Genomic DNA, 14,906 nt, shown 5'->3' with positions numbered 1-14,906 from the left:
GTATATACGTCATCGCCTTGCTTAACAATCTAATCCCTTTTCCACTTTGCAGTTTATGCCGTTCTTTCAGCCATTTATATCATTAGAACTGCTTACCGAGATTGGCCATTTCAATCGCAGCCAGCGCAGAATCCCAACCTTTATTACCAGCCTTTGTACCTGCCCGTTCTATGGCCTGCTCAATATTTTCCGTAGTCACTACACCAAAAATAATAGGGACACCCGTTTTCAGACTGCTTGCCGCCACACCCTTGGCCACTTCATTGCAGACGATATCATAGTGTGAAGTAGAACCACGGATAACCGTGCCAAGCGTAATGACAGCATCATACTTTCCACTTGCGGCCATTTTTTGTGCAATAAGCGATATTTCAAATGCACCCGGCACCCACGCTACATCAATTTCACCTTCCTGTGCACCATGTCGTTGAAGTGCATCAAGTGCACCGCTCAACAATTTGCTTGTAATAAATTCATTAAATCTGCCCACCACAATACCATACTTCAAACCATTCGATACGAGATTACCTTCCAGAAAACGTGCCATGCTTATCAACCTCTCTTTTTTAAAATTATTTACAATGACAAACGACGACGGTAGTCGATTAAATGCTGAATGCTAATCAGCTTCAATTGATGTCGCTTGGCGATCACGACCAAATCAGGTAAGCGGGCCATCGAACCATCTTCCTTTATAATTTCGCAAATGACCCCGGCAGGCTTAAAGCCACTGAGTCGGGCCAGATCGACAGCCGCTTCAGTATGACCGGCACGCTGCAAGACCCCACCATCGCGAGCAATTAGCGGGAACATGTGACCAGGTTTGCGAAAATCGCTTCCCGTGATTCCTTCGTCGGCTAAGGCACGAACAGTCAAAGAGCGCTCGGCCGCTGAAATCCCCGTTGTTGTCTTCATATGATCTACCGATACCGTAAAGGCGGTACCGTGAAAATCTGTGTTTTGCTCTACCATAGGATGCAATTCCAATGCCTTGGCTCGGTGCTGTGTGATCGGCACACAGACCAATCCGCGACCTTCTGTAATCATGAAATTGATCACCTCGGGCGATGCTTTTTCAGCCAAAGCGATAAAGTCGCCTTCATTTTCCCGCTGTTCATCATCCACTACAATAACGACTTTGCCGTTCTTTAAATCCTCCAATGCTTCTTCGATGGAATCCAATCGAATCTCTTCGTCATGGTGCAACTCATCCTGCTCCATGATGTTTGTCGTTGCACTTGTTTGGATGCCTCTATCCATAACCCTCTCCTCCTTATGTCTTGTGTCACGAATGCTCCTGAACCAATTTTTCTATTATTCTGTAACAGGCTGTATCAGGCAAAGCCGTGTTTCGCCAAATAGTCCAAACTAAGTGGGGCTTGATCGGCTCTCTCCATCGACGCTGAACCTCTGTAATGTAAAAGTTGCTCCACATATTTGCCCAATATATCGCATTCAATATTCACGGTATCTCCCTCACGTTTGGCTTGTAAGGCCGTTTCGGCTAAGGTGTGGGGGATAATTGATACAGCAAAGCTATTTCTCGTCCGCTGCGCAACTGTGAGGCTGATACCATCAATTGTAATTGACCCTTTGAGAAGAACATATTTAAATAATGCTGGATCAGAAGGCTCAACTTCGAACACTACCGCATTCTGCTCTGATGTCACTCCGCGAATCGTACCCGTCCCGTCCACATGTCCCTGTACGATATGTCCTCCGAATCTTCCACTCGCCGCCATCGCCCGCTCCAAATTGACTCGACTGCCGGATCTGAGTTCCCTTAGATTACTGCTGCGAAAAGTCTCAGGCATCACATCAACCTTAAAATCTTTAGTACCAATCTGTATTGCCGTCAGGCAAACACCATTCACCGAGACACTGTCGCCTATTTTCAAATCGTCCAATACCACAGAACCCGAAATACCCAGCACCATCGCTTCACCACTTTTGGAAATACTTTGAATGCGACCCACTTCCTCGACCAATCCGGTAAACATGCTTTCACTCCTTTCCACTACATTTCAGTTTATCCCTAATTCATCAGCTGTAAGCGCAAATAACCCCCAGTCAGGATTCAATCCGTCATGGGGGTGATGAGAGTCACATATGTAGTATACAAGCGCAGTTCATACATGTATTAAAATGACATGAAATCATAGGTCTGCCAACAGAAAGCATGATGACAATACAGCCAATTACGCTCAGAACACTATCGAAAAGAAAGCTTAATAAAAGCTGTCGTCCGATGCTGTCCTACAACGAAATAAGCCGTACGTACTTTTACGTATGCTAAAAATTGGCACATGTCACGTCATGCACATGCGCTTCGTATCCTTCTCCCATCCAGACTATACTGTCGGTCCCGGAATTGCACCAGGTCCACCTTCTGCTGATTGTTCAGCATCCGGGTCACGGACTAAGCCATGCTGTGTTCTCAGAAGCGATTCACAAACATGTCATCACCGCCGGTGGGGAATTTCGCCCCGCCCCGAAGGATCTTGCTCTTATTTAATTGAATTAACATTAAACTTGTTACGTATATTAGCACCGACTTCTAAAAAAAGCAAGTTATCTAATCGAAGCTCCTGCTTTGCTTTTGACATATTGAGTGGAGAGTTCCTCAAACCAGGTTTTATCATTCATATGAAGCGCCAGGTCAATCAGATCGTTCAGTTCGTCGACTCCAAGCTGCGTATCATGATCAAAGGTAATGACAGCTGAAGCAACAGGTCCTCGCTCTCCCTCAGAACATGCTTCATAATCCAGTCTTACATCCACATGCCCATCAATAAACTCGCATTTTAGAAAATAAATAATTTCACACATTAAAATAGGGCGCACTTGTGTTTCTAACACGCAATCCATCACCTTGGCAGAATAATGCTGGTTCGTCAGCGTGAATTTGTGTTCTGTTGCCGCCAGCGATGCCCGTCCAAAATCATCCGTAAACTTGAGTTCCACTGGCGTGATGTTCATAACCTTGGGGATTTGCTTCTTTATAATTTCAATTATTTCAACTGTGTTCAGCTTAATCATTACCTGCACCTCATTGCATCTTAAAATTCAGAAGAAGACTTTATAACATACCTTCTATAGGCCTCCACTCCTATATCGGAAATCATTACCTGTTTTTTTATGCTTCAACCCATAAACGCAAAAAAAGATTCCTGGCGCAGCAAGCGCTAGGAATCTCAATCGAACCGGTACCGAAACAGCGGCTAACAATGTTACACAATTATTATGCAAAAAACAGAATTACAACTCCGAAATTTCATGTTTCTTTTTCAGGATAGTCCAGCGACGCTCAATTTCCTGCTCAAAGGTAGCCAGCGTTGCTTCCTCTTTGAGAAGATGCTTCGTTTTACCCATTAATTTTAGCCATTCTGCGGCTGGAATCCGTTTTCCCTTGTCTTCCGGATTGTACGTAATCGTCGTGCTCCCTTGCTCGATTTCGTACAAAGGAAAGAAGCAAGACTCGACTGCGGCGCCCACGATGCTAGTACCCAATCTGTCTTCGGATTTCCAGTTGAGTGGGCAGGCGCACAGAATTTTACCATATGCCGTACCCACGTTGTTGGCGTACCATTGAGCCTTGGCGGCTTTGCGCAGCATATCCTGCGGATGACTTTCGGCTGCTGTAAAGGCATACGGGATGTTACAGGCGGCCATAATTTGCACAGTATCCTTATGATGCCCTTGTTTCCCTTTTTGCATTTTCCCTACACCCGACGTACTCGTCATATGCCCCATTGGAGTGGAGTACGATTGCTGAGAGCCTGTATTCATGTATCCCTCGTTATCATATTCCAGCATGATCAGTTTATGGTTACGCAGAGCCGCACCAATCGCAGAACCCATACCAATATCCATCCCGCCGTCACCACTGATCATGATAAAGGTCGGATCATCCGACATCTCAATTTCATTACGTCGCTTCATCTCCATGTAAGCTTCCAGCGCTCCTGAAAGGGTAGCGGCCCCGTTTTGAAAAAGATTATGGATCATCGGTTGCTTGTGTGATGTGTATGGGTACCCTGTCGTCACCACATATACGCAGCCAGTCTGGAACAGTACAACAATGTCGCCTTCAATCCCTTTAAAAAACAGTTCTAGTGCAGACAAGGCTCCACAACCAGGACAAGCCCCATGACCCGGAGTAAGACGGCGTGGTTTGGTTGTTAACGAACGCAGAGGTGGTACCTTGACTTTGAGCTTCCCGGTTGCCTCGTCCGGCGTAACCTGAATCAGACCCGTACGGTATGCATTGCCACGTGGTGGCTGCATGACTTGCGGCATCACCTTGTCCGCTGAACCCGGATTAATCCCGTAATAATCAAAGGGCTTCTCCGCTCGTCCAGCCTCTGCCGCCTCAATCGCAAGCTGGAAGAACGCCTCTGCATCTTCCGCATAAAAATCCTTTCCTCCCAAGCCAAAGATACGACTCAATACGAGGGTTTGATTCAGTGGGTCCTCCTGCAACGCCGCCTTAATTTCGTGGGTCAAATTACCGCCATCTGATCCGTACGAATCTGCACGTTCACCCACCAACAACGCCTTGACATGGCGCAACGCCTCCCGCAGTTGTGCGGCTGGGAACGGCCGGATAATATTCGGACGAATCACACCAGCTTTAATGCCACGCGCACGGAGTTGATCCGCCACATCCTTGGCCGATTCAGCCGCCGAATTCAGCAGAAATACCGCAACCTCAGCATCCTCCATATGATACAGGTCCAAAATCGGATATTCCCGACCGGATAAAGCAGCATATTCTGCTGCTACCTGCTCATATACTCCTTCTGAAAGCTTCAACGCTTCGGACAGTTGAACGTGATTATTCGTCAGGTCATCACCGTTCATATGCGCACCCACAGTGACAGGATGATCAAAATCCGTAATATTCGGATAATTCAGGTTCGGATTGGGGCCTACAAAATCGCGCACGGTCTCTGCATCGGCAAAATATTGCACTTTACGTTTTTGATGAGATGTATAAAAACCGTCGTATGCGACCATTACAGGCAACCGTACATCGCTATGCTCTGCGATTTTCAGGGCTATGATGTTCATATCATACACAGCCTGCGGCGTACTTGCCGTCAAAATGACCCAGCCTGTATTCAAACCATAATACAGGTCCGAATGATCCCCCCGAATATCCAAGGGACCACTGACAGCTCTTGTCACCAGGTTCATAACCATAGGGAAACGGGTACCTGACTGAACAGGCAACTGCTCCAGCATGTACAGGAAACCTTGCGAACTGGTGGCGTTCACAACCCGCGCTCCAGCTGCCGCAGCTCCATAACAAATCCCTGCCGATCCGTGTTCTCCATCGGCTGCAACCAGTTTAATATTATGCTGACCACGCGTTTTCATTTGATCCAGATACTGCGCTACCTCGGTCGATGGAGTGATCGGGAAATATCCCATCATATGATAATTGATCTGCGCAGCCGCCGTAGCTGCCATTTCATTACCGGATTCGAACGTTGTCACTTGTGCGGCGCCCGTCTGTTTGAGTTCCTCCTCCAGTTTTGCCATTACGCACGCCCTCCTTCATATACCGGAAATTGGTGGGCAACACGATGCTGCTCCGCCCAGCCCCATTGCTCGCGACGCGAGCTTAACGCCCCCGATGGGCAAATATCTACACATTTCAGACATCCTTTGCAATACTGGTAATCAATCCCTTGCAAAAACGGCATCATTCTTCCGCGTTTGTCTGCTTGCTCTTCCCATACAAAACAGTAATCCGGGCAGATCGAATCACACTTGGCACAATGGGTACATTTATCAGCTTCATATTCAGGCACATAACCCTGACGTGAACCACTAACATCTCTCGTCATACTGTTTCCCTGAGTCGCAATAACGCCTCCCAGTAATTGCGTTTCGTACCCCAGCAAAGGCTGCGGACGTTCAAAAACCCGATCCTGCGCGTCATCCGTAACCGGATATACGTGTAGTTCCATTTCCTCAAATCCACGGTTAAACGTACGCAGATTAGGTTCTACCAACTGTGGATTTTTCTTTTCAAAGGTACTGCGTATAACCGATCTCATTGCTTCCGGATCTAAGAAATCACAGACACGGAACAAGGCCCCCAGCATGGACGTATTCAATTTGGTTCGCTCTTCCAGTGCGATCCCCATTGCATCGACCACTGCTAATGTACCGGATACCAGTCCCAAATCAGCCCGTATTTCTTCTGCCGGACGTGTGGAATTGACCACTACAATCCCATCCGCTGGCAGTCCGCTGATCACATTTACCGTTTTGTATAATGTTTCATGGAAAATGCCTACCACATGCGGTTGCTCAATCGGACTGTGATCCCGAATATCCACCTCCGGCTCACAAAAGCGAACAAAGCTTTTAACCGGACTTCCCTTCTTTTCCGAACCATAGGATGAGAAATTTGAAGCATTCAGCCCTAGACCAAGCACCCCGGTTTCGGCTAACATTTTGCCAGCCAGATTAGCGCCGAGTCCACCAATGGATTCCAGCCGGATTTCAAAAAATCCGAGTCGATTTGTGCGCGTTAAAATAGACAATGTGATAAGCCCCCTTCTTTTCCAACTCTTACTGAGCTTGAATACTCATATAAAATAAATGGAAAATGCATTCTTATGAAAAGGCTATCACAACACTTACTTTTCGAATGTGATCTTACGCACTGTAATACCTACGTGATTGTAAAAATCAGCAAACCGTCAAACAAAAGACAACAAAAGCCGCTCTGTCCAAAGACAGAACGGCTTAGATGCAACGCTATTTAAAGGAATTCATATCATACATGTAATGGTAAATTACACGTCAAATACTTTAACCTCTTTCATTTTGTCGCCTTGTTTTACAGCATCAATGAATTCCATACCTTTGGTTACTTTACCAAATACAGTATGTACTCCATCTAAATGCGGCTGTGGAGCGTAGCAAATAAAGAATTGGCTGCCACCTGTGTTGCGACCTGCATGAGCCATGGACAGAACGCCTTTGGCATGCTTGGTTGTATTCGTAGCTGTTTCACAGTCAATGGTGTAGCCAGGACCGCCTGTACCATTACCGATCGGACAACCACCTTGAGCAACAAAGCCCGGGATGACGCGGTGGAAGCTCAATCCGTTGTAGTAACCGCTGTTTGCCAGCTTTTCAAAGTTAGCAACGGTGTTTGGAGCTTCTTCTGGGAAAAAGTCAATTTCGACGATACCGCCGTTTTCAAGATCTATTCTACCTTTTTTCATTGTTTGTATCTCCTTTTCAACCTGTTTTGAGAACTAAATAACATCAAGTTCCAGTTTACTATGAATTGGCGCGCTTAGCAAAGCCTTGTCCAAAAAAAGGGGCCATTGTCCCCGGTCATTCTTACCGATGCAATGGCCTGCTTGATTTTAGAATTCCACAATCAGGACGAAACCGTAATCTTGGCATTGGGCTGAACCACTGAGCTGGCTTGATCACGAACCAAGCGCTGTGGCAAAACATCGTTGCGAACAATATCCTCGTAGGTTTCCCGACGCACTACCAGCTCAGCCTCACCGTTGTTGACAAATACAACTGCTGGTCGGCGTATCCGGTTATAATTGCTCGCCATGGAGTAATTATAAGCTCCGGTTGAGGCTACAGCGAGCAAGTCTCCGCTATTCGGGCGAGGCAGTTCTACATCCCAAATAAGCATATCGCCGCTCTCACAGCATTTGCCTGCAATAGACACTGTTTCTTCGTTCGCATCTTGTGCTCGATTAGCCAGCATCGCTTCATACTTGGCCTGATACAGTGCAGGACGTGGATTATCTGTCATTCCGCCGTCTACGGAAACATATTTACGAACCTGCGGAATATCCTTGATGCTTCCTACCGTATACAAGGTTGTACCTGAATCACCTACAATACTTCGTCCCGGCTCTATCCAAATTTCTGGAAGCTCATCGTAAAGTCCTGAAAAATGAGTTTTCACCGCTTCGCCGATAGCCTGTACATAGGTGGATAGTTTCAGCGGTGTGTCCTCCTCTGTATAACGGATGCCAAATCCACCACCAAGATTAATCACCTTGAAGGAAAACTGAAGCTGCTCCTTAATCTCTCTGCAAAAAGCTGCGACCCGCTCCGCAGCCATTTGGAAGCCATTGACTTCGAAGATTTGCGAACCGATATGAGAATGTACTCCCAGCAGATTAAGATGATCCAGCTTGATAGCCTGTTCCACCGCTTGACGGGCTGTACCATTCGCAATGTCAAAGCCAAATTTTGAATCTTCTTGACCTGTGGCCATATATTCATGCGTATGCGCTTCAACCCCCGGCGTAACCCGCAGTAAAATATTGACCTGTTGTCCTTTTTCAGAGGCGAGAGCCTGTAACAAATGCAATTCCATCTTGCTATCAACGACGAAGCAGCCAATGTGCGCCTCTAACGCCATTTCAATTTCTTCCGGCGTCTTGTTATTGCCATGAAAATGGATTCGTTCTGCCGGGAATCCTGCTTGCAGCGCTGTGAACAGCTCTCCGCTGGAAACAACGTCAAGCGACATTCCTTCTTCAGCAGCTAAAGCGCACATGGCCATAACACAAAATGCTTTGCTTGCATAAGCCACTTGAAACTTTAAACCGGTCTCACGAAATGCTTCTATAAATTCCCGGCAACGCCGGCGGACTAACTGTTCGTCTACAATATATAGCGGCGTGCCAAAACGCTCTTTCAAAAGCGTGGTATCACATCCACCAATCTCCAAATGTCCATTGCTGTTAATTTTACTGCTTCCATGCAAATACATGTTCTGGCGCCTCTCTTTCTGGAACAAGCTAGTCATATTCCATCGAATGTTTACACCAGTATAGCAAAAAAAACATCAAGAACAATGGATTTTTATGCAGATCATTTATATTAATGCTCCTGTCCATTGCCTGAGTTCGAATCTGTGTTGGCATCCGTATGGGGCATACGCGTATTGTCCCTCGTTTTATTAAATGACGGGCGGTTAGGCGCATCAAGTACAGGCATACGGAACAAGATGGAAGCTAACGCTTTAGCATTAAAAGGAATGAACGGCCACAAATATGAAGAATTATATGACCGATGCAGCGTCAGCATCAAAATGATCAGTGTCGTGCCGACGACAAAGCCAGGCACGTGAAAAATAGCAACAGCAACTAGCAGGAATAGTCGAATCAGTCTATTCGCGAGTCCCAGTTCATAGCTCGGTGTTGCGAACATTCCTATAGCAGCAACAGCCATGTACAATACGACTTCATTTACGAACAGTCCTGTCTTAACCGCTATATCACCAACCAGAATGGCTGCAATCAACCCCATAGCGGAGGCCAGTGGTGTCGGGGTATGCACAGCTGCCATTCGCATAAGATCGACCCCTAGCTCCACAATGATAAACTGGGCAATCAGCGGAAAATGTGCTTCCTTTTGAGGGCCGATAAAATCCAGAAACGCCGGTTTTAATTCGGGATTGATAACCATTAGCAGCCACATCGGAAGCAGAAACATCGAGGCAAATATGCCTATAAAACGTACCCAGCGCAGATAGCTACCCATAAAAGCGGTTTGCCGATTCTCTTCTGCATGCTGGCACAGGTCAAAAAATGTGGTAGGCAAAATCATTACGCTGGGTGAGGTATCAACGAAAATAACGAGCCTTCCTTCCATAATATGCGAAGCCACAACATCTGGTCGCTCTGAATATCGTACTAATGGATATGGATTCCAACCTTTATTGATAATTGTCTCCTCTAATTGCTTATCGGCCAGAGGAATACCATCCAGATTAACATTTTTAATTTTGTCTCGTACCGTATCCACCATGACCTTATCCACAATATCATCAATGTAGCCCAAGCATACATCTGTTCGGGTTCGGCGTCCGACCTGCATAGCCTCAAATTTAAGTCCGGGGTCTCGCAAACGCCGACGCACTAAACCTACATTCGTAAGCATCGTTTCCGTAAAACCATCGCGTGCACCGCGCACGACTCTCTCCAAGGAAGGTTCTTCTGGACTCCGTACCGGGTAATTACGAGTATCCAGAATAACAGAAAAACGCTCGCCTTCCATGAAGAGAGCACTCATTCCCGTCAACACCTTGTTTATGACGACGGACATCTTATCCGTCTTCTCCACCTGTATATGTGGAATAAAATTTTCAAAATACGCTTGGAGTCCAGCTGAAGTCATGTCATCCGGCGTCAGATAGGTAAGCCGCTTTAGCACCTCAAGCATGATCTGATCCTTGGCAAAGGTATTCAGGAACAGATACCCAATATGGCGGCCACCTGTTGTCATTTCCCTGAACACAACATCAAAGGTCTCTCCCAAACCCAATACCATTTTAAGAGTTTCACGATTTTCCTTCATCTTTGGAGAAATATCATCCTCAACCTGCCAATAACGAATGGATTCCTCTACATTATCAGAACGCTCGCTTTCTTTTTTGTGCTTAAGACGAGCGGCTTCCTGCTCCTGCTTTTGCTTCCAGGAGCCCGAACTTTCCCCATCAGTCTTATTTTCCTTTCCTATTGCTCCGTCTCCATGATAATGCTCCTGCTGATCCTGATCCGTTCTGTGATCCATATCTCTTGCCCCCTTCTTCTTCGCTATTAACGGTTGTATACAAACCAATCAAATAAGGAACCCGTTACCTTGCCAAGCACCATTGCCATTAACAGACCGAACATGTATACAGTCATATGGAGTCGCTTGGCCAGTATGGGCAGGAGATTCAGCACCTCTGTTAGAGCCGCGGCGAGCAAGCCAATAAATACTCCGCAAAATAGCCCGGGTATCCATGTAAACATGCCCGGTAATGGCAAGCAAATGTTCCAAAAATCGGCCACGGTTCCCACCACTGAACCTAAAATCATCGCCTTTTCGTATGCACGTGATTTTTTATACGTCCGGGTGAGTTGTGCTAATCGCGGCATGATATCCAACACAATAAAAAAAGCAATCACACCGCTACCTACCGCCAGCCCCCCAGCGATACCCAAAATAATCTGAAGTGCAGCCTGTACAAATATCATGGTTTCTTATCCTTTGTCTGCAAACGAGCCATCTTTTCATACTCCTCTGCCACAACATACTGATCCACATTTTCCTGATACAGATACATTTCCACCTCCAGGGGGGTCGGCTCCTCATTCCATTTTTTCTTGAACAAGTGATTAAAAAATACGATCATGCCAAAGCCAATGCCGATCGAGTAAGCAATTTGGAACAAGTACGGATGCTCATCCTTTTGTCCCGTAATCATCTCCACAATCCGAACCTGTACCTCCATCATGCTAACGTCAGCATGAAAGTTCATAATCGTCAGCGCAGAGCCAAAAAACAGCAGCAACCATACTAACACGAACAGTATTTTGGATGGCTTACGGGGTCTTTCCACGAGTTCCACAAGTACATGCGGTTTCCCGAGAGATTCAACTACGACTCCCGGAATATGATCTCTAATTTTTGATATGATTTGTAGCATGTCCACCAGTATCAGGTTACCGTCCTGCTTCTGCGGCCGCTTGAGAACAAGCTCAAGCAGATCCTTTTCCCATTCGGGCTCCGTCAGCAGGTGGGCTACATCGCCCAAATGTAAATCCTGCCCTTGGATCATACGCACACGGCTGCGGAGCCGCAAGTAGACAATAGGAGCCGGACTATGATTCATCCGATTCCCTCCTTATCCTCGTAATTACCGATTAGTATGGGGCGAAGCAAGCAAACCTATTCTGTGTGTTGTCTTTTGTCACACGCAAAAAAGAGTACTCCTGGCCATTAAAATGGCTTTGGAATACTCTTTAGAATGCGTTAGTATAAGGATTTCACTCACTAAAATCCTGTCTTCATTATTGGGCAATCTGATCGCGGATCAGTTGTAAAATCTTTTTTTCCAATCGTGATACCTGCACCTGAGAAATGCCAAGACGACTTGCAACCTCTGACTGAGTCTGATCCCGGTAATAACGCAGGTACACAATCAATCGCTCCCGTTCAGATAATCCGTCAATGGCCTCATTCAGCGCCAGCTTGTCGAACCATCTTTCCTGCGATTCGTCGGCAATCTGATCCATAAGTGTAATCGGGTCTCCGTCATTTTCAAACACTGTTTCGTGAATGGAGGTAGGTGGCTTATTGGCCTCCTGCGCAAAAACAACATCCTCCGGTGTCACTCCCAGCTCATCAGCAACCTCCTTGACTGTAGGCAGGCGATTGAGCCGTTTGGACAGCTCGTCCTTCATTTTGCGGACCTTATTGGCTGTTTCCTTCAAGGAACGGCTAACCTTGAGTGTACCATCGTCTCGAAGGAAGCGTTGAATCTCACCAATAATCATTGGTACTGCATATGTTGAAAATTTGACTTCGTAGCTGAGATCGAATTTATCCACCGATTTTAACAATCCGATGCAACCAATTTGAAAAAGATCGTCAGGTTCATACCCCCGGTTCATAAAGCGCTGCACGACAGACCAGACGAGCCGGATATTACTATTGACCAGTGTCTCACGAGCATCATTATCACCAGATTGACTCAGTGCGATAAGCCGCTTGACTTCTGTATCCTCCAAATAGCTGTGCGAAGTTTTTTTTCCTCCTGCTTCCATAGGATCAACTCCTAATTATATAAAGCTTTCTTGGATTCAATCCTTTTCTTCATCCGGACCGACGTGCCTCCGCCCGGCTCACTGACTGCTTCGAACTCATCCATGAAATTTTCCATAATCGTAAAGCCCATGCCAGAACGTTCCAATTCAGGCTTGGACGTATAGAGAGGCTGCTTGGCCAGCTCCAGATCCTCAATTCCCCGTCCTGCGTCCTCAACGACCAACGTGATCACGTCCGCTTCAATTCCGACTTTAATCGTTACGACACCTGACGGATCACTGTCATAGCCGTGAATAATACTGTTTGTCACCGCTTCAGACACAACGGTCTTCAAATCGCTAAGCTCATCCATTGTGGGATCAAGCCTGGAAATGAAGGCTGCCACAGCCACGCGGGCAAATGCTTCATTTTCCGATTTTGCGGCAAACTGCAAGCTCATGAAATTGTTCCCCGTGCCTTCTCTCATGACACAACCTCCAGTTCCGTGAGCGCATTTACCTCGTTGTCATAAATGGGCATGATTTTAAACAAGCCTGACATATCCAGCAGTCGATGTACCGGCGGATTGACATCACAGACTGCCATTTTCCCGCCCTTTTGCTTGATCAGTTTGTATCGTCCCAAGATAACGCCAAGGCCGGAACTATCCATAAACTGAAGATTCTTCAGACTGAGCACGATATGCTCGCATTGCCGGCGCTGAATCGCCTCATCCATTTGCATACGGACCATATCCGACGTATGGTGATCAAGTTCACCAGACAGCCTTACAATAAGTACTCCCCGGTGATGCTCCATTTCAATTTGCAGGTTCATGCTTACTCACTCTCCTCCCGGTCTTGGACAAGGATTTCTACGTAGTCGCAGACGATTCCTGCCCTCCGACAAAACTAGAAGAAAACCCCGTTAAATCTACAAAGAAAATAGGTTCGACATGGTACGTTTAAACAATTTCCACCAGCCGGCCTTCTCGATAGCCACAGGCGAAGTGATATTAAACTCCTTAAGACGTTGTCCATTCTGATAGACGACCAGCTTACCAACGGGGTCACCCACCCGGACAGGAGCTTTAAGGCTTGGGGTCAACTGTAGCTCGTGACGCAGCGTTTGTTTGTTGCCGCCTTTTTTCACCAGCACACTGTAAGAACGGTCAGCCTGAATTTCCAGCTCTGGCAATACACCTTTTTCAACTTTTACACTGCCCAGCTTTTCGCCTGGCTTATATATGGATTTCATTGTATATTGAGAAAATGCATAGTCGAACATGGAAGAAACCTCATTATTGCGTATCTTCGTGTTCGGCTCACCAAGTACGACAGCTACGACACGTAAGCCATCACGCTTCGCCGTAGCGGAAAGACAGAACTTTGCTTCTGACGTATAGCCCGTTTTCAGACCATCTGCTCCGGTATAGAAGCGAACAAGCTTATTCGTATTCACCAGCCAAAAGGGCTTGACCGAGGATTTGCGCAAATAGTCCTGATAGGCTCCCGTATATTTCGTAATGTGCGGATATTTCAACAGTTCCCGGCTCATAACCGCAATATCATGCGCAGAGGAATAGTGATTTTCTACGGGTAAACCGTTACAATTGGCAAAATGCGTATCTTTGAGTCCAAGCTGCTGCACCTTGGCGTTCATCATCTCGACAAAAGCCTGTTCAGAACCTGCAATTTTCTCAGCCATCGCTACAGAGGCGTCGTTGCCCGAAGCCATCGCAATTCCCTTCAGCATCTCATCAACCGTCATTTCTTCTCCCGGCTCTAAGAAAATTTGCGAGCCTCCCATTGAAGACGCATACTCACTGGCCCGTACTTTATCGGTCAGCTTAAGCTTGCCATCATGAATGGCCTCCATTGTTAGCAGCATCGTCATGATCTTAGTGATGCTTGCTGGAGGAAGCTTTTCACGACTGTTTTTTTCATAGATGACTGTGCCTGTATCTGCATCCATCAAGATCGCCGAAAGGGCCTCGGGAGCCAGCTCAGCTGCTGATCCTACTTTGGTTTTGCTTTCAGGTCTGCTTTCTTCGGCCCAACCGCCGACAGGGACGGCAGTCAAGGCTACCAGACAAGCCAGGATGAACGCCACCACTTTTTTCTTCACAATCGGTCCCCTCCTCAACATATTGGCGTAAAGAGCCGGAGCCCATTTACTGATCTCTCCGGTCTATTCGCGTGCTGCTAACCATTGTCGTCAGAATGAAAGAAAAATATTCCATATGAATAAAAACATCAAATAGCACCAAGCTGAGCCAGCATGGTGCGTATTTCCCGATATATATACGACACAACATCTAT

General features: G+C 46.6%; 15 protein-coding genes and 1 riboswitch. All 15 genes read right to left on the bottom strand.

Annotated features, from left to right (window positions below; genetic code table 11):
- Positions 1-82 precede the first annotated feature (82 nt).
- The 15 genes from ribH to MMB75_RS03990 all read right to left on the bottom strand — a co-directional run bounded on the left by ribH (position 83) and on the right by MMB75_RS03990 (position 14,712).
- A complete protein-coding gene (ribH, locus tag MMB75_RS04060) occupies positions 83-547 on the bottom strand; it encodes a 6,7-dimethyl-8-ribityllumazine synthase (protein WP_017427524.1) in 465 nt (154 codons plus the stop codon).
- A 29-nt stretch (positions 548-576) separates the two neighbouring features.
- Entirely contained in the window at positions 577-1,260 is a 684-nt protein-coding gene (ribB, locus tag MMB75_RS04055; protein WP_186290445.1) for a 3,4-dihydroxy-2-butanone-4-phosphate synthase, read from the bottom strand.
- A 74-nt stretch (positions 1,261-1,334) separates the two neighbouring features.
- Positions 1,335-2,000 (bottom strand): riboflavin synthase, encoded by a 666-nt coding sequence (gene ribE / locus MMB75_RS04050; RefSeq protein ID WP_103042501.1) that lies wholly within the window; start codon positions 1,998-2,000, stop codon positions 1,335-1,337.
- A gap of 330 nt (positions 2,001-2,330) precedes the next feature.
- A riboswitch (FMN riboswitch) is annotated at positions 2,331-2,503 on the bottom strand.
- Between the two features lie 68 nt (positions 2,504-2,571).
- Positions 2,572-3,039 (bottom strand): IDEAL domain-containing protein, encoded by a 468-nt coding sequence (locus tag MMB75_RS04045; protein WP_103042502.1) that lies wholly within the window; start codon positions 3,037-3,039, stop codon positions 2,572-2,574.
- A gap of 219 nt (positions 3,040-3,258) precedes the next feature.
- Positions 3,259-5,547 (bottom strand): thiamine pyrophosphate-dependent enzyme, encoded by a 2,289-nt coding sequence (locus MMB75_RS04040; RefSeq protein WP_045244457.1) that lies wholly within the window; start codon positions 5,545-5,547, stop codon positions 3,259-3,261.
- Complete coding sequence (locus MMB75_RS04035) at positions 5,547-6,560, bottom strand: 2-oxoacid:acceptor oxidoreductase family protein (protein WP_017427522.1); 1,014 nt, start codon at positions 6,558-6,560, stop codon at positions 5,547-5,549. Before MMB75_RS04035 ends, MMB75_RS04040 begins: the two co-directional genes overlap by 1 nt.
- Before the next feature lie 255 nt (positions 6,561-6,815).
- On the bottom strand, positions 6,816-7,250 hold the full coding sequence (locus MMB75_RS04030; RefSeq protein WP_013310775.1) for a peptidylprolyl isomerase: 435 nt from the start codon (positions 7,248-7,250) through the stop codon (positions 6,816-6,818).
- 161 nt (positions 7,251-7,411) lie between these two features.
- Entirely contained in the window at positions 7,412-8,779 is a 1,368-nt protein-coding gene (lysA, locus tag MMB75_RS04025) for a diaminopimelate decarboxylase (RefSeq protein WP_016822250.1), read from the bottom strand.
- Between the two features lie 110 nt (positions 8,780-8,889).
- Positions 8,890-10,584 (bottom strand): spore germination protein, encoded by a 1,695-nt coding sequence (locus MMB75_RS04020; protein ID WP_045244455.1) that lies wholly within the window; start codon positions 10,582-10,584, stop codon positions 8,890-8,892.
- A gap of 26 nt (positions 10,585-10,610) precedes the next feature.
- On the bottom strand, positions 10,611-11,033 hold the full coding sequence (locus MMB75_RS04015; protein WP_016822252.1) for a stage V sporulation protein AB: 423 nt from the start codon (positions 11,031-11,033) through the stop codon (positions 10,611-10,613).
- Positions 11,030-11,671 carry a stage V sporulation protein AA gene (locus tag MMB75_RS04010; protein ID WP_016822253.1) on the bottom strand — a complete coding sequence of 214 codons (642 nt, stop codon included), beginning with the start codon at positions 11,669-11,671 and terminating at the stop codon, positions 11,030-11,032. The genes MMB75_RS04015 and MMB75_RS04010 overlap by 4 nt, the downstream gene beginning before the upstream one ends.
- 178 nt (positions 11,672-11,849) lie before the next feature.
- The gene (gene sigF, locus MMB75_RS04005; protein WP_013371734.1) at positions 11,850-12,605 is read right to left on the bottom strand and encodes an RNA polymerase sporulation sigma factor SigF; all 756 of its coding nucleotides are present in this window, start codon (positions 12,603-12,605) and stop codon (positions 11,850-11,852) included.
- A gap of 11 nt (positions 12,606-12,616) precedes the next feature.
- Entirely contained in the window at positions 12,617-13,072 is a 456-nt protein-coding gene (gene spoIIAB, locus MMB75_RS04000; protein ID WP_013310781.1) for an anti-sigma F factor, read from the bottom strand.
- Positions 13,069-13,422: an anti-sigma F factor antagonist gene (gene spoIIAA / locus MMB75_RS03995; protein ID WP_016822255.1), complete on the bottom strand. Its 354-nt coding sequence runs from the start codon at positions 13,420-13,422 to the stop codon at positions 13,069-13,071. The genes spoIIAB and spoIIAA overlap by 4 nt, the downstream gene beginning before the upstream one ends.
- Before the next feature lie 96 nt (positions 13,423-13,518).
- A complete protein-coding gene (locus MMB75_RS03990) occupies positions 13,519-14,712 on the bottom strand; it encodes a D-alanyl-D-alanine carboxypeptidase family protein (protein ID WP_016822256.1) in 1,194 nt (397 codons plus the stop codon).
- Between the last annotated feature and the right edge of the window lie 194 nt (positions 14,713-14,906).

This window comes from Paenibacillus sp. P2(2022) (assembly GCF_029522175.1).
Taxonomy (GTDB): domain Bacteria; phylum Bacillota; class Bacilli; order Paenibacillales; family Paenibacillaceae; genus Paenibacillus; species Paenibacillus polymyxa.
The sequence above is the reverse complement of the archived record's forward strand: the minus strand, read 5'-3'. Positions and strand labels throughout refer to the sequence as shown.

What these genes read in the sequence shown, in the direction of transcription:
- ribH (WP_017427524.1), bottom strand. Translation starts at nt 547, where the DNA reads ATGGCACGTTTTCTGGAAGGTAATCTCGTATCGAATGGTTTGAAGTAT.
- ribB (WP_186290445.1), bottom strand. Translation starts at nt 1,260, where the DNA reads ATGGATAGAGGCATCCAAACAAGTGCAACGACAAACATCATGGAGCAG.
- ribE (WP_103042501.1), bottom strand. Translation starts at nt 2,000, where the DNA reads ATGTTTACCGGATTGGTCGAGGAAGTGGGTCGCATTCAAAGTATTTCC.
- MMB75_RS04045 (WP_103042502.1), bottom strand. Translation starts at nt 3,039, where the DNA reads ATGATTAAGCTGAACACAGTTGAAATAATTGAAATTATAAAGAAGCAA.
- MMB75_RS04040 (WP_045244457.1), bottom strand. Translation starts at nt 5,547, where the DNA reads ATGGCAAAACTGGAGGAGGAACTCAAACAGACGGGCGCCGCACAAGTG.
- MMB75_RS04030 (WP_013310775.1), bottom strand. Translation starts at nt 7,250, where the DNA reads ATGAAAAAAGGTAGAATAGATCTTGAAAACGGCGGTATCGTCGAAATT.
- lysA (WP_016822250.1), bottom strand. Translation starts at nt 8,779, where the DNA reads ATGTATTTGCATGGAAGCAGTAAAATTAACAGCAATGGACATTTGGAG.
- MMB75_RS04020 (WP_045244455.1), bottom strand. Translation starts at nt 10,584, where the DNA reads ATGGATCACAGAACGGATCAGGATCAGCAGGAGCATTATCATGGAGAC.
- MMB75_RS04015 (WP_016822252.1), bottom strand. Translation starts at nt 11,033, where the DNA reads ATGATATTTGTACAGGCTGCACTTCAGATTATTTTGGGTATCGCTGGG.
- MMB75_RS04010 (WP_016822253.1), bottom strand. Translation starts at nt 11,671, where the DNA reads ATGAATCATAGTCCGGCTCCTATTGTCTACTTGCGGCTCCGCAGCCGT.
- sigF (WP_013371734.1), bottom strand. Translation starts at nt 12,605, where the DNA reads ATGGAAGCAGGAGGAAAAAAAACTTCGCACAGCTATTTGGAGGATACA.
- spoIIAB (WP_013310781.1), bottom strand. Translation starts at nt 13,072, where the DNA reads ATGAGAGAAGGCACGGGGAACAATTTCATGAGCTTGCAGTTTGCCGCA.
- spoIIAA (WP_016822255.1), bottom strand. Translation starts at nt 13,422, where the DNA reads ATGAACCTGCAAATTGAAATGGAGCATCACCGGGGAGTACTTATTGTA.